24 protein-coding genes and 1 riboswitch are annotated in these 26,501 nt (G+C 65.9%); of the genes, 13 read left to right on the top strand and 11 right to left on the bottom strand.

All coding sequences use genetic code 11. The features are described from left to right. The first annotated feature begins 9 nt into the window (after positions 1-9). The 9 genes from ACEVQ6_RS06420 (at position 10) to ACEVQ6_RS06380 (ending at position 9,493) form a co-directional block, all read left to right on the top strand. Positions 10-1,071, top strand: coding sequence for an ABC transporter ATP-binding protein (locus ACEVQ6_RS06420; RefSeq protein ID WP_374888092.1), 1,062 nt, complete (start codon positions 10-12; stop codon positions 1,069-1,071). 114 nt (positions 1,072-1,185) lie between these two features. Further along, positions 1,186-1,337: riboswitch (FMN riboswitch) on the top strand. Positions 1,338-1,433: 96 nt separating this feature from the next. Continuing rightward, complete coding sequence (locus ACEVQ6_RS06415; RefSeq protein WP_374888091.1) at positions 1,434-1,901, top strand: 6,7-dimethyl-8-ribityllumazine synthase; 468 nt, start codon at positions 1,434-1,436, stop codon at positions 1,899-1,901. 196 nt (positions 1,902-2,097) lie between these two features. Then, positions 2,098-3,006 (top strand): LysR family transcriptional regulator, encoded by a 909-nt coding sequence (locus ACEVQ6_RS06410; RefSeq protein ID WP_374888090.1) that lies wholly within the window; start codon positions 2,098-2,100, stop codon positions 3,004-3,006. A 119-nt stretch (positions 3,007-3,125) separates the two neighbouring features. Next, positions 3,126-4,286 carry an ABC transporter substrate-binding protein gene (locus ACEVQ6_RS06405; RefSeq protein WP_374888089.1) on the top strand — a complete coding sequence of 387 codons (1,161 nt, stop codon included), beginning with the start codon at positions 3,126-3,128 and terminating at the stop codon, positions 4,284-4,286. A gap of 356 nt (positions 4,287-4,642) precedes the next feature. Further along, complete coding sequence (locus ACEVQ6_RS06400; protein WP_374888088.1) at positions 4,643-5,641, top strand: ABC transporter ATP-binding protein; 999 nt, start codon at positions 4,643-4,645, stop codon at positions 5,639-5,641. Then, a complete protein-coding gene (locus ACEVQ6_RS06395) occupies positions 5,638-6,588 on the top strand; it encodes an ABC transporter permease (protein WP_374888087.1) in 951 nt (316 codons plus the stop codon). Before ACEVQ6_RS06400 ends, ACEVQ6_RS06395 begins: the two co-directional genes overlap by 4 nt. Beyond that, positions 6,578-7,393, top strand: a complete 816-nt coding sequence (locus tag ACEVQ6_RS06390; protein WP_374888086.1) for an ABC transporter permease — start codon at positions 6,578-6,580, stop codon at positions 7,391-7,393. Before ACEVQ6_RS06395 ends, ACEVQ6_RS06390 begins: the two co-directional genes overlap by 11 nt. Before the next feature lie 32 nt (positions 7,394-7,425). Further along, positions 7,426-8,853: a gamma-aminobutyraldehyde dehydrogenase gene (locus ACEVQ6_RS06385; protein ID WP_374888085.1), complete on the top strand. Its 1,428-nt coding sequence runs from the start codon at positions 7,426-7,428 to the stop codon at positions 8,851-8,853. A gap of 121 nt (positions 8,854-8,974) precedes the next feature. Next, a complete protein-coding gene (locus ACEVQ6_RS06380) occupies positions 8,975-9,493 on the top strand; it encodes a hypothetical protein (RefSeq protein ID WP_374888084.1) in 519 nt (172 codons plus the stop codon). Between the two features lie 24 nt (positions 9,494-9,517). On the opposite strand, the gene ACEVQ6_RS06375 is transcribed toward ACEVQ6_RS06380, so the two are convergent. Together ACEVQ6_RS06375 and ACEVQ6_RS06370 are read right to left on the bottom strand one after the other, a co-directional pair. After that, positions 9,518-11,782 carry a diguanylate cyclase gene (locus tag ACEVQ6_RS06375; RefSeq protein ID WP_374888083.1) on the bottom strand — a complete coding sequence of 755 codons (2,265 nt, stop codon included), beginning with the start codon at positions 11,780-11,782 and terminating at the stop codon, positions 9,518-9,520. A 167-nt stretch (positions 11,783-11,949) separates the two neighbouring features. Beyond that, the gene (locus ACEVQ6_RS06370) at positions 11,950-13,320 is read right to left on the bottom strand and encodes a glucoamylase family protein (protein ID WP_374888082.1); all 1,371 of its coding nucleotides are present in this window, start codon (positions 13,318-13,320) and stop codon (positions 11,950-11,952) included. Positions 13,321-13,503: 183 nt separating this feature from the next. Between ACEVQ6_RS06370 and ACEVQ6_RS06365 the strand changes: the two genes are divergently transcribed. Then, entirely contained in the window at positions 13,504-14,286 is a 783-nt protein-coding gene (locus ACEVQ6_RS06365) for a DUF1194 domain-containing protein (protein WP_374888223.1), read from the top strand. A gap of 3 nt (positions 14,287-14,289) precedes the next feature. On the opposite strand, the gene ACEVQ6_RS06360 is transcribed toward ACEVQ6_RS06365, so the two are convergent. The 5 genes from ACEVQ6_RS06360 to ACEVQ6_RS06340 form a co-directional block, all read right to left on the bottom strand. Next, a complete protein-coding gene (locus ACEVQ6_RS06360; protein ID WP_374888081.1) occupies positions 14,290-15,018 on the bottom strand; it encodes an aspartate/glutamate racemase family protein in 729 nt (242 codons plus the stop codon). A gap of 4 nt (positions 15,019-15,022) precedes the next feature. Next, positions 15,023-15,844 carry an ABC transporter permease gene (locus ACEVQ6_RS06355; protein ID WP_374888080.1) on the bottom strand — a complete coding sequence of 274 codons (822 nt, stop codon included), beginning with the start codon at positions 15,842-15,844 and terminating at the stop codon, positions 15,023-15,025. A gap of 1 nt (position 15,845) precedes the next feature. Further along, entirely contained in the window at positions 15,846-16,757 is a 912-nt protein-coding gene (locus ACEVQ6_RS06350) for an ABC transporter permease (RefSeq protein ID WP_374888079.1), read from the bottom strand. A gap of 95 nt (positions 16,758-16,852) precedes the next feature. Then, on the bottom strand, positions 16,853-18,148 hold the full coding sequence (locus ACEVQ6_RS06345) for an ABC transporter substrate-binding protein (protein WP_374888078.1): 1,296 nt from the start codon (positions 18,146-18,148) through the stop codon (positions 16,853-16,855). A 32-nt stretch (positions 18,149-18,180) separates the two neighbouring features. Next, positions 18,181-19,269, bottom strand: a complete 1,089-nt coding sequence (locus tag ACEVQ6_RS06340; protein ID WP_374888077.1) for an ABC transporter ATP-binding protein — start codon at positions 19,267-19,269, stop codon at positions 18,181-18,183. Positions 19,270-19,536: 267 nt separating this feature from the next. On the opposite strand from ACEVQ6_RS06340, the gene ACEVQ6_RS06335 reads away from it, so the two are divergent. Further along, the gene (locus tag ACEVQ6_RS06335) at positions 19,537-20,232 is read left to right on the top strand and encodes a GntR family transcriptional regulator (RefSeq protein WP_374888076.1); all 696 of its coding nucleotides are present in this window, start codon (positions 19,537-19,539) and stop codon (positions 20,230-20,232) included. A 90-nt stretch (positions 20,233-20,322) separates the two neighbouring features. Here ACEVQ6_RS06335 and ACEVQ6_RS06330 read toward each other — a convergent pair whose 3' ends face one another. Further along, complete coding sequence (locus tag ACEVQ6_RS06330) at positions 20,323-20,934, bottom strand: DUF2735 domain-containing protein (RefSeq protein WP_374888075.1); 612 nt, start codon at positions 20,932-20,934, stop codon at positions 20,323-20,325. A 101-nt stretch (positions 20,935-21,035) separates the two neighbouring features. On the opposite strand from ACEVQ6_RS06330, the gene ACEVQ6_RS06325 reads away from it, so the two are divergent. Continuing rightward, a complete protein-coding gene (locus tag ACEVQ6_RS06325) occupies positions 21,036-22,073 on the top strand; it encodes a glutamine synthetase beta-grasp domain-containing protein (protein ID WP_374888074.1) in 1,038 nt (345 codons plus the stop codon). A 101-nt stretch (positions 22,074-22,174) separates the two neighbouring features. Here the strand turns inward: ACEVQ6_RS06325 and ACEVQ6_RS06320 are convergent, their stop codons facing one another. Then, a complete protein-coding gene (locus ACEVQ6_RS06320; RefSeq protein WP_374888073.1) occupies positions 22,175-22,933 on the bottom strand; it encodes an SDR family oxidoreductase in 759 nt (252 codons plus the stop codon). Between the two features lie 102 nt (positions 22,934-23,035). On the opposite strand from ACEVQ6_RS06320, the gene ACEVQ6_RS06315 reads away from it, so the two are divergent. Beyond that, a complete protein-coding gene (locus ACEVQ6_RS06315) occupies positions 23,036-23,449 on the top strand; it encodes a winged helix-turn-helix transcriptional regulator (RefSeq protein ID WP_374888072.1) in 414 nt (137 codons plus the stop codon). A gap of 24 nt (positions 23,450-23,473) precedes the next feature. Here ACEVQ6_RS06315 and ACEVQ6_RS06310 read toward each other — a convergent pair whose 3' ends face one another. Then, entirely contained in the window at positions 23,474-24,622 is a 1,149-nt protein-coding gene (locus ACEVQ6_RS06310) for a DUF2778 domain-containing protein (protein WP_374888071.1), read from the bottom strand. A 217-nt stretch (positions 24,623-24,839) separates the two neighbouring features. Then, on the bottom strand, positions 24,840-26,285 hold the full coding sequence (locus ACEVQ6_RS06305) for a sensor domain-containing diguanylate cyclase (protein ID WP_374888070.1): 1,446 nt from the start codon (positions 26,283-26,285) through the stop codon (positions 24,840-24,842). Positions 26,286-26,501: the final 216 nt, after the last annotated feature.

The following is a 26,501-nucleotide window of genomic DNA, read 5'->3' as shown; positions in this document are numbered from 1 at the left end:
GATTTCACCATGAGCTTCCTGACCCTCACCCGTATCCAGAAGTCCTTCGGTCCCGTCCAGGTGGTCAAGGATTTCAACATGGCCATCGAGAAGGGCGAGTTCGTCTCCTTCCTCGGGCCGTCCGGCTGCGGCAAGACGACCGTTCTGCGCATGATCGCCGGCTTCGAGAGCCCGAGCGGCGGCGCGATCACCATCAACGGCCGCAACCAGAACGACCTGCGCCCGAACCAGCGCAACATCGGCATGGTCTTCCAGGCCTATGCGCTGTTTCCGAACATGAACGTCTTCGACAATGTCGCCTTCGGCCTCAAGGTCGCGGGCCGCCCGAAGGCGGAGATCGAGACGCGGGTGAAGGAGATGCTGAAGCTCATTCATCTCGAACATCTCGCCGACCGCTTCCCCTTCCAGATGTCCGGTGGCCAGCAGCAGCGCGTCGCGCTCGCCCGCGCGCTCGCGCCGAAGCCGCAGGTGCTCCTCCTCGACGAACCGCTCTCCGCCCTCGACGCCAAGATCCGCGTGTCACTGCGCGAAGAGATCCGCATGATCCAGCAGCAGCTCGGCATCACCACCGTCTTCGTCACCCACGACCAAGAAGAGGCGCTGTCGATTTCCGACCGCATCGTCGTGATGAATGCGGGCCGCGCCGACCAGATCGGCTCGCCCTTCGATATCTACAACCGGCCCGCCACCCGCTTCGTCGCCAATTTCGTCGGCACCCTCAACCTGATCGACGCCAAGGTCGTCGATCCCTCGGCCAACCGGGTCTCGATCGGCGACCAGGGCGTGACGCTTCGCGAGCCGCTCGGCGCGGTCAAGGCCGGCGACACCGTCTCGCTGGCACTTCGCCCGGAGGCGGGCTCGATCGCCGAAGGCGCGAAGGGCGACACGGCGCTGACCGGCACGGTCGTCTCGACCAACTTCCTCGGCTCCGTCATCCGCACCCGCATGAAGGTCGGCGCCAGCGTCATCTCCTTCGACATGTTCAACGCACCGGGCCTCGTTCCCCCATCCGTCGGTGAAACGGTGACGCTGCGCTTCACCGCGAGCGACCTGCTCGTCATCCGCGACTGAGGACGGGCGGAACGGACGTTCCCCGCGTGCCGGGAAAATCGGAAAATTTATCGCCGCTCCGCCGGTCCACGCGGTCGGCATCGTTTGAAATCTCCCCTGCAGGCGCTAGACTGGCGGCGTTCTCAGGGCGGGGCGGAACTCCCCACCGGCGGTATGAGGGGCAACCCTCGAGCCCGCGAGCGCCCGCCGCAGCCAGTGCGGCGGGGTCAGCAGATCCGGTGCGATGCCGGAGCCGACGGTCACAGTCCGGATGAAAGAGAGCGGCAGGGATGATCGGCACCGCCACGGGTGCCGGTGCGTCCGTGCCCGTTCGCCCAGGGGCAGACCGATCCAACGGCTCAACCCTGAAAGGCCAGACCCGCATGACCCTCTCCACCCGACCCTCCACCCGGATCGCCGTGATCCGCGCCCGCTGGCATGCCGACATCGTCGACCGCGCCGTCGACGCCTTCATCGCCGAATGGCGCGACACCGGCGGATCCGAAGCGGATGTCGACGTCATCGACGTGCCCGGCGCGCTCGAAATTCCGCTGCATGCGCAGACGCTCGCCCGCAGCGGCCGCTATTCCGCCGTGCTCGCCGTCGCCTTCGTCGTCGACGGCGGCATCTACCGCCACGATTTCGTCGCGGCAAGCGTGGTCGACGCCATCCTCCGCGTCGGCCTCGACACCGGCGTGCCCGTCCTGTCGGCCGTCCTCACGCCGCACCACTTCCAGGAGGGCGAGGCCCACATCGCCTTCTTCCGCGAGCATTTCGTGGTGAAAGGCAAGGAGGCGGCGCACGCCGCCCGCGACATCCTCGCCGCCCGCGCCGCGGCGGCCCTTGCCTGAAGCCGCCTGCCGCCGGCGCTGGGGTCTGTCAGGTTCATTTGAACCGGACAGACCCTCCGCTCTCGTTGTCGTTTGCCTTTTCGGCGGAACCGGATTGCACGTCTCCCTGACAAACTCCGGGGCCGGCGGCCTCCGCCCGCCTTGGGGCAACGCTCCGGCACTTGCCACCGGGGCGGGCGGGCGGTTAACCTCCCCCATGGCCTTCACGCTCCGGCAATTGCAGTATTTCGTCGCCGTTGCCGAACAGGGATCGGTGACGCGGGCGGCGCAGAACCTCTCCATCTCGCAATCCTCGATCACCGAGGCGGTGCGCGAGCTCGAAGGCGATCTCGGCGTCGCCCTCTTCGAGCGGCATCCGCGCGGCCTGACCATCACCCATAACGGCCACCAGTTCCTGCGCCATGCGACGAAGATCCTCGCCGACGTCTCCGACGCGCGCAGCGCCTTTTCGCCGAGCGCGCGGCCCGTCGGCGGCACGCTCAATCTGGGCGTCACCTCGCTCGTCGCCGGCTATGTGCTCTCCGATCTTCTCGCCCGCTACCGCCGCGCCTGCCCGGAGGTCGAGGTCAGCGCCATCGAGGACAACGGCTCCTATCTCGAACATCTGCTGATCGGCGGCGAGCTCGACGTCGCCGTCATGGTGATCTCGAACCTGCGCGACCGGATGGCGCTGCAGGCCGAGATCGTCGAGACCTCGCCCTACCGGCTCTGGCTGCCGCTCGGCCACCGGCTGGTCTCCGCCGACATCATCTCCATCGCCGACATCACCAGGGAACCGCTGATCATGCTGACGGTGGACGAGATCGAGGAGAACACCGGCAAGCTGCTCTCCGCCCTCGGCGCCCGTCCCCATGTCGCCTTCCGCACCCGTTCCGTCGAGGCCGTGCGCAGCCTCGTCGCGACCGGCGCCGGCATCGCGCTCCTCCCCGACCTCGTCTACCGCCCCTGGTCGCTCGAAGGCGACCGGATCGAAAGCCGCGACGTTTCCGGCGCGCTGCCCGTCGTTCAGGTCGGCATGGTCTGGCGCAAGGGCTCCGGCCTGCCGCAGTCGGCGCGCGATTTCATCGGTGTCGCCGAGGCGCTGCGCAGCGGTCGCGGCCGCTGAGCATTCGGAATTTCCGATAGCGACATTCTGTTTAATGAATTTGCGAAAGCGGCGAAATCGCGGCAGGTTTTTCTCCGGGAACCACACAATCGCAAAACGCGAACCACCGGGAGACCAAGATGAAGCATTTCCTTCGTTGCTGCACCGCCCTCACCCTCTCGCTCACGCTCTCCACGGCGGCCATCGCCCAGGAACCGCTGAAGGAACTCGGGCCCGGTGAAGGCGAGCTTTCGATCGTCGCCTGGGCCGGCTATATCGAGCGCGGCGAGACCGACAAGAATTACGACTGGGTCACGGAATTCGAGAAGTCGAGCGGCTGCAAGGTCTCGGTGAAGACCGCCGCCACCTCCGATGAAATGGTGGCGCTGATGAACGAGGGCGGCTTCGACCTCGTCACCGCGTCCGGCGACGCGTCGCTGCGCCTCGTCGCCGGAAAGCGCGTCCAGCCGATCAACACCGCGCTGATCCCGAGCTGGTCGACCATCGACGAGCGGCTGCAGAACGCGCCCTGGCACACGGTCAACGGCACCCATTACGGCACGCCCTATGTCTGGGGCCCGAACGTCCTGATGTACAACACCGAGGCCTTCAAGGGCGAGGCACCGAAGAGCTGGAAGGTCGTCTTCGAGGAGATGACGCTCCCGGACGGCACGTCGAACAAGGGCCGCATCCAGGCCTATGACGGTCCGATCCATGTGGCGGACGCCGCCAACTACCTGATGTTCCACAAGCCGGAACTCGGTATCAAGGATCCCTACGAGCTCAACGAGGACCAGTACAAGGCCGCCCTCGACCTGCTGCGCGTCCAGCGCACGCTCGCCAACCGCTACTGGCACGACGCGATGATCCAGATCGACGACTTCAAGAACGAGGGCGTCGTCGCCTCCGGCTCCTGGCCCTTCCAGGTCAACCTGCTGAAGGCCGAGAAGCAGCCGATCGCCTCCGTCTTCCCCGAGGAGGGCGCGACCGGCTGGGCCGACACGACCATGCTGCATGCCGACAGCGAGCATCCGAACTGCGCCTATATGTGGATGGAGCACACGCTGTCGCCGAAGGTGCAGGGCGATGTCTCCGCCTGGTTCGGCACGGTGCCGTCCGTTCCCGCCGCCTGCAAGGGCAACGAACTGCTGACGGATGAGGGTTGCGCCGCCAACGGCTACAACGACTTCGAGAAGATCAAGTTCTGGAAGACGCCGGTGACGAAATGCGCGAGCCAGAGTGAATGCGTGCCCTATCACCGCTGGGTCTCCGACTATATCGGCGTCATCGGGGGTCGTTGACCCGGGGCGGCCGCTGAAGAGGTCGGCATGCCGTCGGCTCCCCTCGCGTCATGCGAGGGCGCCACGGAGCTTCGGACCGGCTGATGACGCGTCGGTGGCTTTTGGCGCCCTGCCCTGTCGGCCCTCCAGCGGCGCAGGGAGGCGGCTGCCGCTGAGTCATCGCGATCGCGCCGGGTGATGATGCAGATAGCCGTTATTGCGGCCCACGCGCGAGTCAGGCCCCCTACGCGGAACCTCAAGCATGTCCAGCCGGAGCGAGATTGCCGTCGGCGTTGGACGATGCGAACACGAAAGAACACGTCAGGTGATGCGTTGTCACCGGACATGCTCCAGCAACGCCGTTGACGGACCCCTCCATGACCGCTGCCGTTCTCTTCGACACAGTGTCCCGCCATTTTGGCGCCGTCCGGGCCGTCGATGCCGTGGATCTCGCGATTGCCGAGGGCGAGTTCTTCGCCATGCTCGGGCCCTCCGGCTCCGGCAAGACAACCTGCCTCCGGCTGATGGCCGGCTTCGAGCAGCCGACCAGCGGCCATATCGAGATCTTTGGTGCGACCGCCGAAGGGGTTCCCCCCTACCGGCGCAATGTCAACACCGTCTTCCAGGACTATGCGCTGTTCCCGCATCTCTCGATCCTCGACAATGTCGCCTATGGACTGATGGTCAAGGGCGTCGCCCGCGAAACTCGCCATCGGGCGGCAGAGGATGCGCTCGCCATGGTCAAGCTTCCCGGATATGGCGCGCGCCGCCCGGGGCAGCTTTCCGGCGGCCAGCGCCAGCGCGTGGCGCTCGCCCGCGCGCTGGTCAACAAGCCGAAGGTGCTTCTCCTCGACGAGCCGCTCGGCGCGCTCGACCTCAAGTTGCGCGAACAGATGCAGGAGGAGTTGAAGACGCTGCAGAAATCGCTCGGCATCACCTTCGTCTTCGTCACCCACGACCAGGGCGAGGCCCTGTCGATGGCCGACCGCGTCGCGGTCTTCAACGAGGGCCGCATCGCCCAGCTCGGCACGCCGGAGGAGATCTACCGCAGGCCGAAGACGCGCTTCGTCGCCGACTTCGTCGGGTCCTCCAACGTGCTCGACGCCCGGACCTGTGCCCGACTTGGCATTCCCGCGCAGGCCGCCAGCATAAGGCCGGAATCGGTGCAGATCGGCGCCTCCTGGGCCGACCAGCTCACCCTGCCCGGCATCGTCACCGCCACCAGCTTCCTCGGCGCGGTCAACCGCGTCACCGTCGATTGCGACGGCCAGCGCATGAGCGTGCTGAGCCCGCCGACGCTCCCCGTTCCCGCCGTCGGCTCCCCCGTCGAGCTCGGTTTCGAACGCGCCGACCTCCATCCGATGGAGGCCGAATGACACTCGTCGCCGACACGCCGCTGACGCCGCCGGCGCGCAACCTCGCCGGCCGCCTGTCGGATTTCTTCTGGAAGCACCCGCATCTGCTTCTGCTCGTCCTGCTCGGGCCGCCGGTGCTCTGGCTTGGCATCATCTATCTCGGCTCGCTCTTTGCCCTCCTGCTGCAGAGCTTCTTCTCGATCGACGATTTTTCGGGGATGATCTCCTACGAGCCGACGCTTGCCACCTACCGCCAGCTCCTCGTCGCCAGCAATCTCGACATCATCATCCGCACCGTGGTGATGGCGGCGATCGTCACGCTGATCGCGGCCGCAGTCGCCTTTCCGATCGCCTATTACGCCGCCCGCTATGCGACCGGGAAGTGGAAGGCCGCCTTCTATCTCGGCGTGATGCTGCCGCTCTGGTCGTCCTATCTGGTAAAAGTCTATGCTTGGAAGCTGATCCTCGCCAAGGAAGGCATCCTCACCTGGATCTTTGCCAAGCTGCATCTTCTCTGGCTGCTCGACGCCTGGCTGGCGCTGCCGGTCGTCGGCGGCAATTCGCTCTCGGTCAGCTATACCGGCACGGCGATCGTTTTCGTCTATGTCTGGCTACCCTTCATGATCCTGCCGATCCAGGCGGCGCTGGAGCGCGTGCCGGGCAATCTGGTCGAGGCTTCGTCCGACCTCGGCGGCACGCCGCAGCAGACGTTTCGCCACGTCCTCTTCCCACTGGCGCTTCCGGGCATCGTCGCCGGCTCGATCTTCACCTTCTCGCTGACGCTCGGCGACTACATCATCCCGCAGATCATCGGCTCCTCGCGCCTCTTCATCGGCCAGGCCGTCTACGCCCAGCAGGGCACGGCCGGAAACATCCCGCTCGCCGCCGCCTTCACCGTCGTGCCGATCATCATCATGGGCCTCTATCTGTGGATGGCCAAGCGCATGGGGGCCTTCGATGCGCTCTGACCGGACCTCCCGCGCGCCGCTGGCGCTGAAGATCGCCGCCGCCGGCGGCCTTCTCTTCCTGCACCTGCCGATCCTTTTGATTTTCCTCTACGCCTTCACCACAGAGGAAAAGAGCTACCAGTTCCCGCCGCCCGGCCTGACGCTGCAATGGTTTGCCGTGACCTGGAACCGGCCGGACGTCTGGGAGGCGCTGACGCTGTCGGTCAAGGTGGCGGCGATCGCCACCGCGATCGCCATGGTGCTCGGCACGCTCTGCGCCGCCGCCGTCAGCCGCACCGCCTTTTTCGGCCGCGAGACGATTTCGCTCCTCGTCATCCTGCCGATCGCGCTGCCCGGCATCATCACCGGTATCGCGCTGCGCTCGGCCTTCTCGCTGGCGGAGATCCCGTTTTCGATCTGGACCATCGTGCTCGGCCACGCCACCTTCTGCATCGTCGTCGTCTACAACAATGCGGTCGCCCGCTTCCGCCGCGTCTCCGGCTCGCTGATCGAGGCGTCGATGGATCTTGGCGCCGACGGATTCCAGACCTTCCGCCACATCATCCTGCCGAACATCGGCACGGCGCTGCTCGCCGGCGGCATGCTCGCCTTCGCGCTCTCTTTCGACGAGGTGATCGTCACGACGTTCACCGGCGGCCAGCAGTCGACCCTGCCGATCTGGATGCTCGAGGAACTGGTGCGCCCGCGCCAGCGGCCGGTGACGAACGTGGTCGCCATGGTGGTGGTGCTCGTCACCTTCCTGCCGATCCTGATCGCCTACTACCTCACGCGCGACGGCGACCAGGTCGCCGGCGCCGGCAAATAACCGCAAAGACCATGACACCCAGGGAGAACGACATGGACACTCAGATGCTGATCGGCTCGACCTTCGCGGCCGGCACCGAGGCCGAGGAACCGATCCTCAACCCGAAGACCGGTGCCCTGATCCTCGATCTTCCCGAAGCCTCGCATGCCCAGATCGACGCGGCCGTCGACGCGGCCGACAGGGCGTTTTCGTCCTGGTCGCAGACGACCCCGGCCGAGCGTTCCGGCTATCTCCTGAAGATCGCGGACGCGATCGAGAAGGACGCGAGCGGCTTCGCCACGCTCGAATCGCTGAACTGCGGCAAGCCGATCAACGCCGTGCTCAATGACGAACTGCCGGCGATCGTCGATTGCTACCGCTTCTTCGCCGGCGCCATCCGCTCGATGCAGGCGACCGTCGCTGGCGAGTACCTGCCCGGCCACACCTCGATGATCCGCCGCGATGCGGTCGGCGTCGTCGGCTCGATCGCGCCGTGGAACTATCCGCTGATGATGATGGCGTGGAAGCTGGCGCCGGCGCTTGCCGGCGGCAACACCGTCGTCTTCAAGCCCTCCGAACAGACGCCGCTGACGGCGCTGAAGATGGCGAAGCTGCTGGCCGATATCCTGCCGGAAGGCGTGGTCAACATTGTGCTCGGGCGCGGCGAGACGGTCGGCAATGCCATCATCAACCATCCGAAGATCGCGATGGTGTCAATCACCGGCGACATCGCGACCGGCAAGAAGGTGCTCACGGCAGCGGCGAAGACGGTGAAGCGCACCCATCTGGAACTCGGCGGCAAGGCGCCGGTCATCGTCCATGACGATGCCGACCTCGACGCCGTCGTCAACGGCATCCGCACCTTCGGCTTCTACAATGCCGGCCAGGACTGCACCGCCGCCTGCCGCATCTATGCGCAGTCCGGCATCTACGAGACGCTCGTCGCCGACCTCTCCGCCGCCGTCTCGACCATCCGGTATAATCAGGAGGACGACACGGAAAACGAGATCGGCCCGCTGATCTCCAAGCGCCAGCGCGACCGGGTGGCGAGCTTCGTCGAGCGCGCCGCCGAGCAGACGCACATCGAGGTCGTCACCGGCGGCAGGAACGGCAGCGAGGCCGGCTTCTTCTACCAGCCGACCGTCGTCGCCGGCGCAACGCAGGAGGACGAGATCGTCCGGCGCGAGGTGTTCGGCCCCGTCGTCTCCGTCACCCGCTTCGACGATCCGGACCAGGCGATCACCTGGGCGAACGACAGCGACTATGGCCTTGCGTCGTCCGTGTGGACCAAGGACGTTTCCCGCGCGATGAAGGCGGCCGCCCGCCTGCAATATGGCTGCACCTGGATCAACACGCATTTCATGCTCTGCAACGAGATGCCGCATGGCGGGCTGAAGCAGTCAGGCTACGGCAAGGATCTGTCGATCTATGCGCTCGAGGACTATACGGCCGTCCGCCACGTCATGATCGCGCACGGATAAGCGGAAAGGGCGGGCGATGGCCCGCCCTTTCCGGCCCGTTGACGGGATTTTGACGGAGGATTTCCGCAAAGTGCTGCGCATCGCTCCCCGACCTGCCTATATAGGCAGCCGGAGGACCCGCATGACCCTTTATATCGCCGCCTTCGCCGCCCTGCTGATCGTCTACCTCGCCGCCCGCTCCTCCCGGTTCCGCAACATCGCCGAACCGATCCTGTCGGTCGGCGTCGCCATCCTTCTCCTCGTCGCCTTCGTCATCTGGCTGACGGACCGCCCGGCGCCCGAACCGCAGAGCGAGGACGTGGCGGCGCCGGCGCTGACGGCCGCGGACCTGTCGATTTCCGCGATCGCCTTCGAGCCCGCGCGCCAGGCGACGAGCTACCGCGCCACCGGCACGGTGACCAATGCGAGCACGACGGCGCGGCTCGACTATTTCCGGTTGGAGGCGACGCTGGAGACCTGCCCGGATCGCGCCTGCACGCCGGTCGGTTCCGACGAGGCGCTGATCGTGCTCGCCGTTCCGCCCGGCCAGTCGCGCAGCTTCGAGACCTTCTTCGTCGTCGCGCCGCGCGACGGCGCGGTGCCCGTCGATCCGCAATGGGTATGGGAGATCCGCGACGTGCGCGGGCAGCGCGTCGACTGACGCGCGCCGATCGGCAGGCCGGGGTTAGGCCGCGATCGCCTCGGCGACGCGGTCGCGGCCGGCCGCCTTGGCGCCGTAAAGGGCGCGGTCGGCCTGCTGCATGAGTTCGCCCGCCGTGACGATGCCGTTCTCGCCGTCGCAGGTGGCCACCCCGGCGCTGATCGAGACCGTGCCGATATCGCTGGCGCGATGCTCGATCCGCAGCCCCTTCACCGCCGCGCGAAACGCCTCGGCGAGCGCATGCGCGCTCTGCGCATCCGTGTCCGGCAGGATCGCCACCAGTTCCTCGCCGCCGTAGCGGCAGGCGAGGTCGGCGGGCCGCCGGACGATGGTGCGGAAGACCTGGCTGATGAACCGCAGGCAATCGTCGCCGGCAAGATGGCCGTAGCTGTCGTTGTAGGCCTTGAAACAGTCGACATCGACGAGGACGAGGCTGAGGCAGCTTCCGTCCCTGCCGCGACGGGCGAACTCGATCTCCAGCGTCTCGTCGAACACGCGCCGGTTCGAAAGCCCGGTCAGGCCGTCGATCGCCGCCAGTTCCTCGAGCTTCCGGTTGGCGTCGGCAAGCCGGTCGCCGGCATGCTTGCGCTCCGTCACGTCGATGATCGTGCCTTCGTACCAGCGGACCTTGTGGTTGGCGTCGAACACCGCCCAGGCCGTCTCGGAGATCCAGATGCGTTCGCGGGTCCTGTGCCGGTAGATCTCGGAGACGAAATCGACGACGCCGCCGTCGCGCTCCATCAGCATCGAGAACTCGTCCCGGCGTCTCGGATCGACATAGGATTCGCCGGCGATGTCACGCACCGCTTCGACCAGCGCGCTTTCGCTGTCATAGCCGTTGAGTTCCACCAGCGCCGGGTTGGCCCGCAGCACCTGGCCGTCCGGCGTCGAACGATAGATGCCGACGACCGCGTTTTCGAAGAGCGCGCGGTATTCCGCTTCCGCCGCCTTCAGCTCCTCGACCGCCTGGCGCTGCTCCGTCACGTCGGTCAGCACGAACAGGATACCTTCCTTCACCGGCGCCGTGCGGATCTGGAGCCAGCGGCCATCGGCAAGCTGAACCCCGTGATTGTCGCCTGCGAGAAGCATCCGGTAATGGCGTGCGATCCAGTCCTCGAGCTGGTGGCCCGGATCGACAAGCGCCTCGCCGCGGGCGACGCCGGCGCGCAGGATATCGACGTAGCGCGCGCCGGGCACCCTCAGGTCTGCCGTGCGCGGAAAGAGCTCGCGATAGCGGTTGTTGCAGAAGATCAGGATGCCGTTGCCGTCATAGATGGCGAGGCCGTCGGTCATCATGTCCATCGCATCGTTGAGGCGCTCGCGCGTCGCGTCGAGGTCGCAGCGCAGCTGTTTCTCGGCGGTGATGTCGCGGTTGTGCGTGATCAGCCCGACAAGACGGCCCGCGCTGTCGCGCAGCGGCACCTTCAGCGTCGAAACCCAGCCGGTGCTCCCGTCGGGAAAGGCGACGAACTGGTCGAGCCCTTCGATCACGCCCGCCTCGAGCACCCGTTTCTCGTCCTCCATGAACTGCCGGGCGATCTCGGGTGGATAGAAATCGGCGTCGGTCTTGCCGATGAGCGCGTCGACGCTGCCCGACCGCATCAGGGCCACGGTCCCCGGATTGGCGGCAAGGAAGCGGCCGTCGAGATCCTTGATGTTCAGCGAATAGGGAAGCGCCTCGATCGTCGTGCGGTAGAGACGGTTGGTCTCGATCAGGTCGCGCCGGCGCTGGTCGTGGCGCAAGACCAGGCTCGTCATCAGCGTGGCGATGAAGACCAGCACGCCGAACGGCACGGCGGCATCGGGAAACATCAGCGCGCGGACCTCGGGCGTCAGCGTCAGCGAGACGCCGACCGCGACGACCGCGACCGCGAGCGAGAACAGGAGGAGGGCGGCAAGCCCGAGACCGCGCCCCCGCACCATGTGGTATCCGGCGACGCCCACCAGCATGGCAAGCGCGATCGACGCGGATCCGACCACGACGCCCGCGCCGCCGAGATAAAGCCGGTAACCGAGCGCGAAGACCGCGGCGACCATCGCCGAGACCGGGCCGCCGAACAGCCCGGCATTGGCGACCATCGCCACGCGGCAATCGAGATAGACGCCGGGCGCCAGCGCGAGCGGCACCGACATCAGCACCATGGCGCCGCCGCCGGCGATGACGCCGAAGACATAGGGGCGCAGCCGGCCGATCGAGAGGGTGACATTGTCCTGGACGATGGTCCAGAGCATCAACGTCGCGGCGAGAACCGCGAGGTTGGTCACCAGCCCTTGCCAATCTCCAAGCATGGACACGCCGCTCCAGGTTACAAGATCCATCGCCAAGCGTCATGCTTGCCTGTGCTGCAGGCTCGGGCAGTCCTCCCGGGACGCGTCCGGCGGGTCCGTTCGCGCCCGCGCCGTCTGCAACCCGCAGCCAGAACGCCCTTGATACAGGTGTCGTCCTGTAGATTCGGTTAATCGATGCCGGCCCGCCCCGCATCGGCCCGAGGCAGGCCCTCGCCGCCTTCCACGGGCCTGTCCCCGCAGCCGAGCCAGCCGCCGGAAAAGCCGGCGCGGATCAACCCCTTCCGGATCACCGGCACGTCGCGCATCAGCCGCCAGACCAGCCCCGAGCATGCGTTCTCGATCATCAGCACCAGGAGACCCTGGTCGAGCCCGGTGAAGCGACGGTCGATGAAGCCTTCCGGGCCCGTCCCGGCGAGATCCGGCGTGAAGGCACCGTAGAAGCGGCCATCCGCCAGCACGCCGGGATAGCGCTGCAGGATGTGCCGCGTCGCGGAAAGCGCCGCCTCGGGCGCGAAGGGCAGGCAGGCGAGCGGGGCCCAGGGCGCGATCGTGCCGTCGTCCGGACCGAAGGGAGCGCCGCGCGCGAGGTAGCCGCCCGGCGACGGCCGGCGGCGTTTCGCGCCTCCCGCGGAGCGATCGGCGTTCGTCGGGCCGAGACAGGCGGTCAAGCCCCAGAGATCCTCGCCATATCCCCTGAACCCTTGAGGGTTCTCGCGCGCATAATGGCGCTGCGTCGCCACGGCCAGCCGCGTGTTCTCGGCGTAGTCCGTCGATCGGGCGGCCATGGCGGCATCCCGCAGTCCCGCGAAATCGATCCACGCATGGGAAAAGAGGTGGATGAACAGCGGGCCGGCATAGAGATAGGGCCGGCCTTCCACCGCAAGCCAGTCATAGGTCGCGGTAAAGGCGTCGTAGGCGGAAAACGGAACGGAATGCGTGTCGGCCCCGAGCGCCAGCACATGCAGGAGGATCGCCTCGCTGTAGCCCTGCCAGCGATAGGCGAGGCGCCCGCGCCCCGGCTTCCACCCCATCGTCATCGTGTCGCCGCCCGCAAGCGCGAAGGCCCAGTCGATCCGGTCGAAGAGGCGGGCGGCCCGCTCCCGCACTTCCGCCTCGCCGGGGTCGGCGCCGTCGAAGTAGCGCTGCGCCATCAGCACCCCGGCAAAGAGCAGGGCCGTGTCCATCGTCGAGGCTTCGGACTGCCAGGCGCGGTGCCCGGTCCGCATGTCGAGGAAGTGGTAGAAGAAGCCGCGATGGCTCGCCGCGCCCGGCTGCCGGCCGGTCGGCGCATCGTCGAGGAACCGCAGGCAGGCGAGCGTGCGCTTCAGGGCTTCCCGCCGCGTCACGAATCCGCGCTCGACGGCCACGGGATACGCCGAAAGCCCGAAGCCGGTGGCGGCGATGCTGGCCGGCGCGCCGGGGGCGGACGTGTCGGCGACGAGGCCGGTCCCCGGGTCGGTATGGTCCAGAAAATAGCCGAACGCCGACCGCTGCAGGGACGCGAGCGGCACCCCTTCCATCCATCCGTCCTGTTGCATGCGGGTTCCATCCGAGGCGAGATCGCGCCATCACTTAGGCCTGCGGCCGGGAAAGGCAACGGCAGGCCTCCCGGCGCCCCGCCTCACCTTTTGTTGATGGCGGGACAACGCTTCGGCGTCGCGCCGCGCCGATCCTGTGCTACTCTTTTACGGCTGATCGACCACGGGAGGCCCGATGCCATGATCCTGGCGACGCTCGCCCTTCTCCTCGGACTGACCGGCCTTGCCGGACAGCGGGCGATCCCGGTCGACGCGGGCGGCGACGTCGACGTGCAGCTCGTTCTTGCGGTCGACATGTCCGGGTCGATGGACATCGAGGAGGCACGCGTCCAGCGCTCCGGCTATGTCGATGCGCTGCGCCATCCGGACGTGATCAACGCCGTCACCGGCGGCCTGACCGGGCGGGTGGCGATCAGCTATTTCGAATGGGCCGGCACCGTCAACGAGGCCTCGCGCATCGACTGGCATGTGATCGGGAGCGCGGCGGACGCCGAGGCGCTTGCCGCAAAGATCGCCGCCGCCCCCGTGACGACGAGGCGGGGAACCTCGATCTCCAGCGCGATCGCCTATGGCGCGCGCCTGATCGGGGAGGCCCCCTTCCGCGCCCTGCGCCGCGTCATCGACGTTTCCGGCGACGGGCCGAACAATGCCGGGCCGCCGGTGATGCCGGCCCGCGAGAGGGTGGTCGGAAGCGGCATCATCATCAACGGCCTGGCGATCCAGATCCGCCCATCCGCCTCCGTCGGGCCGCTCGACCGCTACTATGCCGATTGCGTCATCGGCGGACCTGGCTCCTTCGTCCTGCCGGTCCATAAAGCCGAGGATTTCACCATCGCCATCCGCCAGAAACTGGTGCTGGAGATCAGCGGCCTCGATCCGAGAGAGGTCGTCATCCCGGCACAGGCGGCGCCGAAGACGGATTGCATGATTGGGGAAAAGCTGCGGCCGAGTTGGCTCGACCGATAGCGCTCAGGGTGCGAACGGCGCCATGGCGCCCGCATAGGCCTTCGAGAGAGGCGCGGCATAGGAGCCGCGCTTGCTGGTCGAAAGGCCGAGCGACACCAGCGCCTCGGCCTGCTTGACCGCCGCAGCCACGCCGTCGACGACCGGAACGCCATAGTCTTGCTGAAGCCGGCGCGCGAGATCCGCCATGCCGGCGCAGCCGAGCACGATCGCCTCGGCACCATCCTCGGCAAGCGCACGCTCAATTTCGCTCCGCAGCTTCGGCAGTGCCCCGGAAGCGGGATCCTCCAGTTCGAGGACGGGAATATCGGCCGCCCGGACCCTTGCCCGCCCGCCCATGCCATAATGCCGCGACAGGTTTTCAAGGAGCACGCGGGAGCGCTCCAGTGTCGTGACCACGGAAAAGCGCTGGGCGAGGAAACCGGCCGTGACGAGGGCGGACTCGCACAGGCCGAGAACGGGGACGTTCGCCCGCGACCGCGCCGCATCGAGCCCCGTATCGTCGAAACAGGCGATCACCGCCGCGTCGATCCCCTCCGCCTCGCCCCTTGCGATCTCGGCCAGCAGGCCGGGCACGGCGAGCGCGCCGTCGTAATGGCCTTCGATCGAGGCGGGCCCCATGCGCGAGGTCGCCTCGACGATCTCGGTGCCGGCGGCCGCGACCTCCCGTGCCGCCCCGGCGGCCTTGCGGGTCATCGAAACGGTGGTGTTCGGATTGACGATCAGGATGCGCATGGGATCAGAGGACTTTCGCCTGCTTGCGGCGGCTGTAGAGGATGAAGCCGAGCGCCGCGAGGATGATCGAGAAGGAGAAAAGCGTGGTCACCGTGCCGAGCGCGTAGAGAACGGGCGTCGTCACATTGGTGGTCATGCCGTAGATTTCGAGCGGCAGCGTGTTGTAGGTGCCGGACGTCATCAGCGTGCGGGCGAATTCGTCATAGGAGAGCGTGAAGCCGAACAGTCCGACGCCGATCAGGCTCGGCGCGATCATCGGCAGGACGACGTGGTAGAAGGTCTGCCAGGAGGTGGCGCCGAGGTCGCGTGCCGCCTCCTCATAGGCCGGCGAGAAGCGGTTGAACACGGCGAACATGATCAGAACGCCGAAGGGCAGCGTCCAAGTGAGATGGGCGCCGAAGCCCGACGAATACCAGGCCGGCTTGAAGCCGAGTTGCTGGAAGACGACGCCGATGCCGAGCGAGATGATGATCGACGGCACGACGAGGCTGGCGACAGTGATGTAGAACAGCGTCGTCGAGCCGCGAAACCGGTTGCGGAACGCGAGACCGGCGAGCAGCGAGACGACGACGTTGACCACCATCACCATGACGCCGAGGGTGAAGGACCGGCGGAACGAGGCGCCGAAATCGCCGACGGCCTGCTTCTCGAAGAGATTGCCGAACCAGTGCAGCGAGGCGCCGTTCATCGGGAAGGTGAGCCCGCCATTCGGGCCCTGGAACGACAGGATGAAGACGGCCGACAGCGGCCCGTAGAGGAACAGCACGAAGACGAGGAAGAAGGCGGCGAGCACATAGAATTCGAGGGTGCGCTTTTCGTGGCTCATCTCAGAGCTCCTTGCGGATGTCGACGACGCGCAGGATGGCGGCGACCATCATCAGCACGACGATCAGCAGCACCACGGCATTGGCGGCGGCGGCGGGATATTGCAGGAGCGACATCTGGTTCTTCATCATCAGCGCAACCGATGCGCTCTGCCCGCCGGACATGACCTGCACGGTCGAAAAATCCGCCATCACCAGCGTGACGACGAAGATCGAACCGATGGCGATGCCGGGCTTGGCAAGCGGGATGATCACGTTCCAGAGGATCTGCCCGCCGCTAGCGCCGGCGTCGCGCGCGGCCTCGATCAGCGAGCGGTCGATGCGCATCAGCGTGTTGAAGACGGGCGTCACCATGAACAGCGTGTTGAGATGCACCATGGCGAGGATGACGGCGAAATCGGAATAGAGCAGCCACTCGATCGGCTGGTCGATGACGCCGGCATTGACCAGCGTCGAGTTGACGAGGCCGTTGCGGCCGAGCACCGGGATCCAGGAGATCATCCGGATGATGTTCGACGTGAGGAAGGGCACGGTGCAGACGAGGAACAGGATCATCTGCATCGTCGCGGTGCGGATGTGGAAGGCAAGGAAATAGGCGACCCAGAAGCCGATGAAGGTGGTCAGCACCCAGACGATCGCCGTGTAGCGCAGCGTGTTGAGATAGGTCTTCCACGTCACCCAGGAGCCGAGCGTCTCCTCGTAGTTCATCGTCAGCAAGTCGGGATAGAGGCCGGCGAAGTCGTAATCCCAGAAGCTCACCACCGCGATCATCAGGATCGGCAGCAGGAAGAAGAAGCCGAGGATCAGGAGCAGCGGCGCGGCCTGAAGATAGGCGATGACGGCGGCCGGAAGCCTAAAACTGCGTTTCGCCAGGGCCGGCGCCCCGACCGCATCTGAGGAAAGCACTGTCGCCATCTGGAAGCCCCCGGGACGATCGTTTCAGGAGAGAGGCGACGCGGAGAGATCCGCGTCGCAGGCAAGCGCCCGCAGCCGGACGCGACGAGGCGTCGTCAGGCGGCGATGAACTCGTTCCAGCGCTTCACCATGTAGCGGTCCTCGTCCATGACCGAGTTCCAGCAGGCGACCTTGCCCATGCGCTCCTCGAAGGAACCGCCGTCGCGGACCGCCCCGGCCTTTTCCATGACCTTGCCCTCCGGGGACATGATGTCGCCCTCGGCCGGCTTGCCTTCGATCCAGTAGCCCCATTCGTCGGCGGTCATGTACTCCTTGGCGGTGTCCATCGCGGCCGAATAGTAGCCCTGGCGGTTGAGGTAGCCGCCGACCCAGCCGGACGTGTACCAGTTGATATACTCGTAGGCCGCGTCGAGCTGGGCGCCCGAGAGATGCGCGGCGAGACCGAGACCGCCGCCCCAGGAGCGGTAACCTTCCTTCAGCGGCTGGTACTTGCAGGCGATGCCCTTGGAGCGAACGGCGGCGACGGCCGGCGACCACATGGACTGGATGACGACCTCGCCGGACGCCATCAGGTTGACGGACTCGTCGAAGGACTTCCAGAAGGCACGGAACTGGCCGTCCTGCTTGGCCTTGATCAGGAATTCGATCGTCGCGTCGATCTCTTCCTTGGTCATGTTACCCTTGTCGGCATATTTGATGTTGCCCATCGCCTCCATGATCATCGCGGCGTCCATGATGCCGATCGAGGGGATGTTGAGGATCGAGGTCTTGCCCTTGAAGGCCGGGTCCATGATGTCGGCCCAGGTGGTGATCTCGCGGCCGACGAGGTCCGGGCGGATGCCGAGCGTGTCGGCATTGTAGATCGTCGGAACCATGGTGAAGAATTCCGTCTCGCCCTTGGCGAAGGTCTTCGCATCCATCGCCTCGACAAAGCCGACCGTGTGCGGCGCCGTCCCTTGCGCGATCACGCTGTCGGGCGTCAGCTTGCCGGTTTTGAACAGCGGCACGATCTTGTCGTAATATTTGAGCTTCTTGGTGTCCATCGGCTGGATCACGCCGGCGGGGAACACCTTCTTCAGGATCCAGTATTCGATGTCGGCGATGTCGTAGCTGTCCGGCTGGGTGACGGCGCGCTGGGCGGCCGCATCCGAATCGGTCGCCGTCATCTCGAGCGTGATGCCGAGGTCTTCCTTGCACTTCTCCGCGATCGCGTTGATGTTCGACACGCCGGTGCCGAACTGGCGCAGCGTGATCGGGTTCTGCGCCCAGATCGTCGGGAAGCCGGTGATCGCGCCAGAACCTGCGATCGCGCCGGCGGCGGCCGCACCCGTCTTCAACAGCGTGCGGCGCGTCAGGCCCGCAGCCGTCGTCTTCGTCGTTTCGCTTGTCATGCCCATGCTCCCTCTTTGAAGTTGTCTTGACGTCAGCCCGAGACGCGGCCGAGGAGGACCGCATCCTCCAGCGCCCAGCTCAGCGCGATCGCGTCGCCCGTCTGCACGGGCTTGGCGAAGTAATCGCCGTCGGAAAGGATGGCGGTGAAATCGTCGCTGCCGGCGCCCGCCACGGTGATCTTCACGGACGAACCGCGATATTCGACATTGGAGACGACGCCGTGGAAGCCGAGGCTGCGCTCGTCCGGCGCATCGAGGCGCACCCGGTCGGTGCGAACGCCGATATCGACCGGGGAGCCCACCTCGCGCCCCGCTCCCGCCACCTTGAAGGTCTGGCCCTCCGGCACTTCCATGGTGATGACGCCGTTGAGTTCCGAGACGACCCGGCCGGTCAGCACGTTGTGATCGCCCATGAAGCGCGCGACGAAGGCGGTCGCCGGCCGCTCGAACACCTCGCGCGGGCTTGCCGCCTGCTCGATGCGCCCGCCATTCATGATGACGATCAGGTCGGCGAGCGCCATCGCCTCTTCCTGGCTGTGGGTGACATGGACGAAGGTGATGCCGAGCGTCTTCTGCAGCTTCTTCAGTTCGGCCCGCATGCGGATCTTCAGGAACGGATCGAGGGCCGACAGCGGCTCGTCGAGCAGCAGCGCCTCGGGATCGGTGATCAGCGCGCGGGCGAGCGCCACGCGCTGCTGCTGACCGCCGGAAAGCTGCGCCGGGCGCCGGGTGGCATAGGGCTCCATCTGCATCAGCTTCAGCATGTCGAGCGCCTTGGCGCGGCGCTCCTCCTTCTCGACCCCCTTCATCTTCAGGCTGAAGGCGACGTTGTCGACGAGATCGAGATGGGGAAAGAGGGCATAGGACTGGAACATCATCGCCGTGCCGCGCTTAGCCGGCGGCAGGTCGGTGACGACGGCATTGCCGAGCCGGATGTCACCGGTCGAGATGCTCTCGTGCCCGGCGATCATACGCAGAGTCGATGTCTTGCCGCAGCCGGACGGGCCGAGGAAGCAGCAATAGCTGCCGGCGGGGATCTTCAGGCTGATGGCGTGGACCGCCGTCGTGGCACCATAGATCTTCGAAACGGAAGCGATATCGATTTCGGCCGCTTTGGACATCGTCTGGTTCCCCTTGATCGTGAACCAGACGATGCATCAAGCGTGCCAACTTCGAGAGCAGTCGGACAAGCCGCTGATATTGCTTCTTAAAACGAAGGGAAGACGGTCGCGGGAAAACCCTCGGCCAGATCCGGTGCATATTATTTAGTCTTTTGCATCCGATTTCAGCCTATCATTGTATACGATATGCCATCACCTCCGAGACGATTTCCGGTTAACATCGGCAGCGGAAATCGCTACGGTCTCCGGAGCATCGAAGTCGGACCCATGACGATTCCCGCAGCAGAAGACGCCAGCCTCGCCTCCCACCAGATCCGCGATGCGCTGCGCACGGCGATCGTGGAACACCGCCTCTCGCCCGGAACCAAACTTTCGGAGAACGACGTCGGCGGCCTGTTCAACGTCAGCCGCACGCTGGTGCGCGCCGCGCTGCAGGCCCTGTCCTATGAGGGGCTGGTGCAGGTGGAAAAGAACCGTGGCGCCTTCGTCGCCTCGCCGACGCCGGAGGAGGCCCGGCAGATCTTCGCCTCGCGGCGCCTGATCGAGCCCGGCATCGTGCGCGAGGCGGTGGCGCGGGCCGTGCCGGCGGACGTTGAGCGGCTCACGGCGCTGCTCGACACGGAGGCACGGCTGATGGACGAGCGCGGGCCGGACGCCCGCCGGGCCGAGATCAAGGCCTCAGGGGACTTCCACCTCGCGCTCGCAGCGATCGGCGGCAATCACATCCTGCAGCGTTTCATGGAGGAGCTGGTCGCACGATCATCGCTGGTGATCGCGCTTTACGGCCAGACAGCCGTGTCGAGCTGCGGCCATCGCGAGCATCGCCAGATCATCGACGCCGTCGGCCGCCGCGACGCCGACGCGGCCTGCGCGCTGATGCTGCACCATATCGACCACATCGAGGCCGACCTCGACCTCCGGGCGAAGCGGCAGGCGGATCTTCGCGCCGCCCTCAACCTTTAAGAGAGCCTACCTTCAAACGGCATACGACCGGCAGCCGCGATCCGAATACGGACGACGGGTACCGGCCGCGGATCCGGCACGTGCCGCAACTCAGGCATTCTTCTTTGCGTCGCCTTCCTGCGCGATCGCCGCGTCGTGATACCACCCGCTGCCGAAATCGGTCGAGGGAACGGTCTGGCCGCGATACTGCACCGAGTGGCGCATCCACTGCGAACGGTCGGATCCGAACGCCTTGGGGCGAACGGGGAACTGATAGATCTTTGCGGTCGGCTTTTGAAAACCCAGGTTCATCGTCGATTTCCTCTTTTGGTTGTGGATGCCACGGCATCCCTTGAGGAGGAATATAGCATAGCTGCTCAGGATTTCACCTGTTTGGCTAAAAAAAATACCATTTGCATATATTTTAGGCTTAATTCTGGGCTGCCGCTTTGTTGATGGGAATTCTGCCTTCAAAAAGGCACTCGCCCGGCGTGCATTTTCCCCGAAGGAAAGTGACATCGACGGGCGGTGGCGGATGCCCGTCAAAACCTGCCGCGCGCGCAAGCAGCACGGCTGAAAATGTGGAAACTGCAACAATTTAAGGCAGCCCCATACGACGGAACCCGAGGCCTGCCCAAAGGTTCCACCGGCTCCCGGACTGCCGCCGGCGCGGGCAGAAATTCCGGACGTCAGCCGCTCGGAGCTCAAACTGGCACGCGGCATGCATGGTGTCGGACAGCCGTTGGTGAATACACGCATCTTTGGCAGCGAGGCATACAACCAGACGTGAATGCCCCGTTTCATCAACCCATGAAAGGTTCGCAATGACTAAGTACAAGCTCGAGTACATCTGGCTCGACGGATACAAGCCGGTCCCCAATCTTCGCGGCAAGACGCAGATCAAGGAATTCGAATCGTTCCCGACGCTCGAGCAGCTGCCGCTCTGGGGCTTCGATGGTTCCTCGACCCAGCAGGCCGAAGGGCACAGCTCCGACTGCGTGCTGAAGCCCGTCGCCATCTATCCGGATCCGGCCCGTACGAACGGCGCGCTCGTCATGTGCGAAGTCATGATGCCCGACGGCAAGACCCCGCATCCGTCGAACAGCCGCGCGACGATCCTCGACGATCCCGACACCTGGTTCGGTTTCGAGCAGGAGTATTTCTTCTACAAGGACGGCCGCCCGCTCGGCTTCCCGGAGCATGGCTATCCGGCGCCGCAGGGCCCCTATTACACCGGCGTCGGCTACTCGAATGTCGGCGACGTCGCCCGTGAAATCGTCGAGGAGCACCTCGACCTCTGCCTCGAAGCCGGCATCAACCATGAAGGCATCAATGCCGAAGTGGCAAAGGGCCAGTGGGAATTCCAGGTCTTCGGCAAGGGCTCCAAGAAGGCGGCCGACGAGATCTGGATGGCGCGCTACCTGCTGCTGCGCCTTTGCGAAAAGTATGGCATCGACATCGAGTTCCACTGCAAGCCGCTCGGCGATACGGACTGGAACGGCTCGGGCATGCATTGCAACTTCTCGACCAAGTACATGCGCGAAGTCGGCGGCAAGGACTATTTCGAGGCGCTGATGGCGCAGTTCGACAAGAACCTGATGGACCACATCGCCGTCTACGGCCCGGACAACGACAAGCGCCTGACCGGCAAGCACGAAACGGCGCCGTGGAACAAGTTCAGCTATGGCGTCGCCGACCGGGGCGCCTCGATCCGCGTTCCGCACTCCTTCGTCAACAACGGCTACAAGGGCTATCTGGAAGATCGCCGCCCGAACTCGCAGGGCGACCCCTACCAGATCGCCTCGCAGGTTCTGAAGACGATCTCCGAAGTGCCGACCAGCGCCGCGTCGGCTGCCGCCTGATATCGGGTGGCCGGGCATCCGGCCGCCGCTCCTCCCAGGACGAAAATCCCCGGGCATCGACGATGCCCGGGGATTTTTCATGCGCGGTTTCGACGTATGTTTCAGCCGTGCATGGTGTTCAGGCCGTCGAAGACCGCTGCGATCGTTCCGTTTTCGGCGGCGAAGCGCAGTGGCTTGCAGCGCTCGACGATGATCTCGGCCGGTGTCGGCTGGGTGCCGAGAAGCGTGACCACCTCATCGATGAAATCGGCGAGCGGCATGGCGCGGGGATCGCTTGCCTGCGCCTCGCCCATCAGTTCGGTCTGCACATAGGGCGGCGCGATCTCGATGACCTCGATGCCGCTCTCCTTCAACCGGTGGCGCAACGACATCGAATAGGAATGAATCGCCGCCTTGGTCGCCGAATAGGTCGGCGTCGCCGCCAGCGGCACGAAGGCAAGGCCGGACGACACGGTCAGGATCGCGGCATCGTCCTTGCCTTTCAGGTGCGGAAGAAGAGCCGCCGTGAGCCGGATCGGGCCGAGCAGGTTCGTGGCGATCGTCTCCTCGGCGATCGCGAGATCGTCCGGCGCCGCGCCGATATCCTCGGGCTTCATGATGCCCGCATTGTTGATCACGACATTCAACGCGGGGAACTCGGCGACGGCCCTGCCGGCGAAGGCGGCGATGCTCGCCGGATCGGTCATGTCGACCGTCAGCGCGGCCATGCCCGGATGGGCGGCGACGACCGCATCGAGCGCGGCGCGCCGCCGGCCGGAAATGATCACCTGGTTGCCGAGCCGGTGCAGCGCCTCGGCCAGCGCCCGGCCGATGCCCGAGCCGCCTCCGGTGATGAGGATCGTATTGCCGGTGGTCTTCATAGCAGCATCCTTTCTTGATTGTCCGGCGAAAATCTAGGAGGATCGGTCTCCGATGGAAAGCAGGCACCCGAAAGATTGATACGCACCGGAAGGAGAGCGTGGATGAATCAAACATATATGTCGGATGTGACGAATCCCATGCCGCCGCCGGCGGAGGTCGATCCGGCGATCGAGGCGCTCGTCCGCGACATCATCGCGAAAGTGGCGGACAAATGGACGATGCTGATCTTGGAAGCGCTGGAGGAGCACGGCACGCTGCGCTTCACCGAAGTCGGCCGCGCGGTCGACGGCATCAGCCAGAAGATGCTGACGAAGACGCTGCGGCAGATGGAGGCGGACGGGCTGGTGGCCCGCACCATCCATCCGGTGATCCCGCCCCATGTCGACTACTGCCTGACGCCGCTCGGGCGGAGCCTCGGCGCGGCCTTCTGCGGCGTGTGGATCTGGGCCGAGACCCATCACGGCGCGATCGAGGCGGCGAGACGCGCCTTCGAGGCACGCGAGACAAGGCGCTGACGCCCTCTTGTGTTGCAGATCCCCTCAGAGGCGGGCGAAGAACCGCTGCGTCGCGGAAATGCGCGGCACGATCTGCATATGGGTCACATCGCCGCGGCGGAAGGCGTTGAGGAACCGCTTGTAATCCTTGAAAGCGACGCAGCCGTGGGAGTTGCCGTTCGGTCCGAGCAGGTAGGAATGGGCGAGAAGCCCGGTGCGGCCGAGCGGCGCGATGCCGTCTGTCGGCGTCAGGCGAATGGCCGCCACGCCGTGGAACAGCGCCTCGCGCATCGACAGGCGATAGCTGCCGGGCGGCGTCGGGCCGCGCATCTTCACATGGGTGTATTTCGGATTGTCGCGCATGTTGCCGATGCCGGAATGCGCCTCGAGCCGCTCGCCGTTCGGCATGTAGACCACGCCCGCGGTGATGTCATAGATCGCCGTCTTTCCCCGCGCCATCGGAACGGTGAAGCGCGACGTGCGCGATTCTTCCTCGGCCGCGTTCGGTTCGGGCCGGGCATAGGCGAGTTGCCGGCGCGGCGCCTGCCGCTCCTCTTCCTCCGCGATGACAGGCTTCACCGTGAGCTTCGGCCGCCAGGCGGGCAGCGGCAGGTTTTCCGGCAGCGGATGGACGAGGTTCGCCTGGCGCTCGGGCAGGATCAGGTCGAAGGGCTGGCTGGCCGAGGCGGCGGAGGAGGCCGCACGGCTGTCGGCATAGGCGGTGACCATCACGGACGGCAGGGATGCGGTCGTGATCGGGTCGACCGGCGGCAGGGCGGTGATCTCGACCCTTTCCCGGCCCACGACCGGCACGGCCGGCCGCCGTGCCGCCTCGGCCGCAAGCCGCACCTCTTTCAGTCGCCCATGCGAGGAACGGATGTCCTCCGGCGTCAGTTCGGCCATCTGCTCCTTCACGGTCGGCCGGATGCTCAGCCGCGCGAATTTCTCCGGCTGAAGCAGGCGCTCCGTCGATGTCGGGCGCGGCAGTTCCCGAAGGCCGAGCGACACGTCGATGCGCGCCTCCTGCATCGGCGGGGCGGCCGGCAGGCCGGTGCCGCCCAGGGCCCAGCCGCAGGCTGCAACGGCGAGACCGGCAAGCAGGCCGGCGCAGGCAAGGACGCCGGGCAGACCCAGGCGGCCGGCGAAGGAGGAGGAACGGTGTGCCGGACGGGACGTGTCGATCGCAGGCGCCATGATACTCGATACCCAAACTCGTGACCCGTCCCACGGCGCCTTCCAGCGCGCGCGAACGCGGCGGTTGAACGGAGTGCCGGCAGGCCTGACGCCGCCGACGCTCCGTCGATCCCGAGCAGAATGACGAATTATGGTAACCAAAGCCTTTAGACGCGATCACCGCATCTTGCCGGAAGCGTCGCGCGCTGTCGCGGGCCGACGCCTTCTCTCCGCGGTATCAGGAACGACGCCGGTTCGCCTGGGTCGAGTAGTAGATCTTCTTCTGGGCGTACATCTCGGCATCCGCGCGCTTGACGAGGTCGCTCACCGCCTCCCCGGCCCGGATCGTCGCCGCGCCGATCGAGACGGTCAGGACGGCGTTCGAATAATACTGGTTGTTGATCGTCAGGAGCCGGTCGATATTTTCCAGCGTCGCCTCGACGGCGGCCTCGTCCGCGCCGGGCATCAGCAGGGCGAACTCGTCTCCGCCGATGCGCGCGGCATGGTTCGGCGGGCTGACGGCCTCGTTCAGCACCTCGCCGAGCCGCCGCAGCAGCGCATCGCCCGCGTCATGGCCGAGCAGGTCGTTGGTCGTCTTCAGGCCGTTGAGATCGATGATGACGATCGACACCGGCCGCAGCGACTTGCGCTCCATCCGGTTGAGTTCGTCCATGTAGAAGGCCCGGTTGTGCAGCTTGGTCAGGACATCGTGCTTCCCGAGATATTCGAGATAGGCCTCCGCCTTCTTGCGGGCGGTGATGTCGGTCAGCGCCACCTGCACCAGCGACCAGTCGTCCTCATGGCCCGGCAGGACGGAGAACTGCATGAGGACGAACCGCTTCGAACCGTCCAGCGCATAATTCACCACCTCGCGATGGTGGAAGAGGTTGTTGTTCCAGAGCTCGACCAGCTGTTCGCGGAAATGCGGCTCCATGTCGTCGCGCAGCACATCGGCCAGCCGGCGCAGCAGCGTCTGCTTGTCCGGCGCGCGGAAGAGGTCGAGCGTCGCCTGGTTGATGTCGATCACGCGGATCTCGCTCATGCACTGGCGGACGAACTCCGGATGAACGTCGGTGAAGACCCGGAAATCGAGGATGCCGCGATCCCGCACGCTGTCGAGCAGCACCTTCACCCGGCTGAAATCCTCGACCCAAAGCGACACCGGCGAGTGTTCGAAAATGCCTTCCGCGTAGCGCCGGCTCTCCTGCTCGGCACGCCGCGCCGCTTCGCGCACCGTGACGTCCTCGGTCGTCAGCAGCACCTTGCCGAGGCTCTCCTCGTAACCCGGCAGCACGGAACCGCGCAGCTGGATGTCGAGCCTGCGACCGGACAGCGTATAATTGACGGCGTTGCTGGAAAACGCCGTCCGGCCGTCCCAGAGCTGGCCCAGCTCGTTGATGTGGCTTTGCAGCATGTCGCCGCGAAAGACGAGATGCAGGTTGGCGACGAGATGGGCTTGGTTCTCCGCCTCGAACAGTTCGAGCGTGCGGCGGTTGACCTTGAGCACGCGGATCCGCTGCGAGCAGGCCATGACGCGCGAGACGTCCTCGGCGAGGAAGGCGCGCAGATCCGTCACGCCCTCGGCGCGCCAGCCGTCGAAGATCGCCTTCACACCGCTGAAATCCTCGATCCACATCGCGATCGGCGCAAGGTCGAACGTCATGGCCTCGTCTGGATCGATCATGTCGTCGGTCTGCTCCCTGCCCTGCTGTCCTCCATGCCGAAGCCCCTCGATGCGATGGCGGCGGCACTGGTCCCGAAACATGTCTATACGACAAGCGGGTAAAACGTCGATTGACAATTTCAGGCGGCGCCCATGCCCTGCATGCATCGGTCGCCGCAGGGGAAAAACGGAAAACGCCGCCGGGAGATCCCGGCGGCGAAGCGATTTTCCATGCGT

The organism is Ensifer soli (genome assembly GCF_041928815.1).
Taxonomy (GTDB): domain Bacteria; phylum Pseudomonadota; class Alphaproteobacteria; order Rhizobiales; family Rhizobiaceae; genus JBHFEI01.
This window is presented reverse-complemented; position numbering and strand designations above follow the sequence as displayed.

Coding starts and splice junctions, on each gene's coding strand:
- ACEVQ6_RS06420 (WP_374888092.1), top strand. CDS start 10: ATGAGCTTCCTGACCCTCACCCGTATCCAGAAGTCCTTCGGTCCCGTC.
- ACEVQ6_RS06415 (WP_374888091.1), top strand. CDS start 1,434: ATGACCCTCTCCACCCGACCCTCCACCCGGATCGCCGTGATCCGCGCC.
- ACEVQ6_RS06410 (WP_374888090.1), top strand. CDS start 2,098: ATGGCCTTCACGCTCCGGCAATTGCAGTATTTCGTCGCCGTTGCCGAA.
- ACEVQ6_RS06405 (WP_374888089.1), top strand. CDS start 3,126: ATGAAGCATTTCCTTCGTTGCTGCACCGCCCTCACCCTCTCGCTCACG.
- ACEVQ6_RS06400 (WP_374888088.1), top strand. CDS start 4,643: ATGACCGCTGCCGTTCTCTTCGACACAGTGTCCCGCCATTTTGGCGCC.
- ACEVQ6_RS06395 (WP_374888087.1), top strand. CDS start 5,638: ATGACACTCGTCGCCGACACGCCGCTGACGCCGCCGGCGCGCAACCTC.
- ACEVQ6_RS06390 (WP_374888086.1), top strand. CDS start 6,578: ATGCGCTCTGACCGGACCTCCCGCGCGCCGCTGGCGCTGAAGATCGCC.
- ACEVQ6_RS06385 (WP_374888085.1), top strand. CDS start 7,426: ATGGACACTCAGATGCTGATCGGCTCGACCTTCGCGGCCGGCACCGAG.
- ACEVQ6_RS06380 (WP_374888084.1), top strand. CDS start 8,975: ATGACCCTTTATATCGCCGCCTTCGCCGCCCTGCTGATCGTCTACCTC.
- ACEVQ6_RS06375 (WP_374888083.1), bottom strand. CDS start 11,782: ATGCTTGGAGATTGGCAAGGGCTGGTGACCAACCTCGCGGTTCTCGCC.
- ACEVQ6_RS06370 (WP_374888082.1), bottom strand. CDS start 13,320: ATGCAACAGGACGGATGGATGGAAGGGGTGCCGCTCGCGTCCCTGCAG.
- ACEVQ6_RS06360 (WP_374888081.1), bottom strand. CDS start 15,018: ATGCGCATCCTGATCGTCAATCCGAACACCACCGTTTCGATGACCCGC.
- ACEVQ6_RS06355 (WP_374888080.1), bottom strand. CDS start 15,844: ATGAGCCACGAAAAGCGCACCCTCGAATTCTATGTGCTCGCCGCCTTC.
- ACEVQ6_RS06350 (WP_374888079.1), bottom strand. CDS start 16,757: ATGGCGACAGTGCTTTCCTCAGATGCGGTCGGGGCGCCGGCCCTGGCG.
- ACEVQ6_RS06345 (WP_374888078.1), bottom strand. CDS start 18,148: ATGACAAGCGAAACGACGAAGACGACGGCTGCGGGCCTGACGCGCCGC.
- ACEVQ6_RS06340 (WP_374888077.1), bottom strand. CDS start 19,269: ATGTCCAAAGCGGCCGAAATCGATATCGCTTCCGTTTCGAAGATCTAT.
- ACEVQ6_RS06335 (WP_374888076.1), top strand. CDS start 19,537: ATGACGATTCCCGCAGCAGAAGACGCCAGCCTCGCCTCCCACCAGATC.
- ACEVQ6_RS06330 (WP_374888075.1), bottom strand. CDS start 20,934: ATGCCGCGTGCCAGTTTGAGCTCCGAGCGGCTGACGTCCGGAATTTCT.
- ACEVQ6_RS06325 (WP_374888074.1), top strand. CDS start 21,036: ATGACTAAGTACAAGCTCGAGTACATCTGGCTCGACGGATACAAGCCG.
- ACEVQ6_RS06320 (WP_374888073.1), bottom strand. CDS start 22,933: ATGAAGACCACCGGCAATACGATCCTCATCACCGGAGGCGGCTCGGGC.
- ACEVQ6_RS06315 (WP_374888072.1), top strand. CDS start 23,036: ATGAATCAAACATATATGTCGGATGTGACGAATCCCATGCCGCCGCCG.
- ACEVQ6_RS06310 (WP_374888071.1), bottom strand. CDS start 24,622: ATGGCGCCTGCGATCGACACGTCCCGTCCGGCACACCGTTCCTCCTCC.
- ACEVQ6_RS06305 (WP_374888070.1), bottom strand. CDS start 26,285: ATGATCGATCCAGACGAGGCCATGACGTTCGACCTTGCGCCGATCGCG.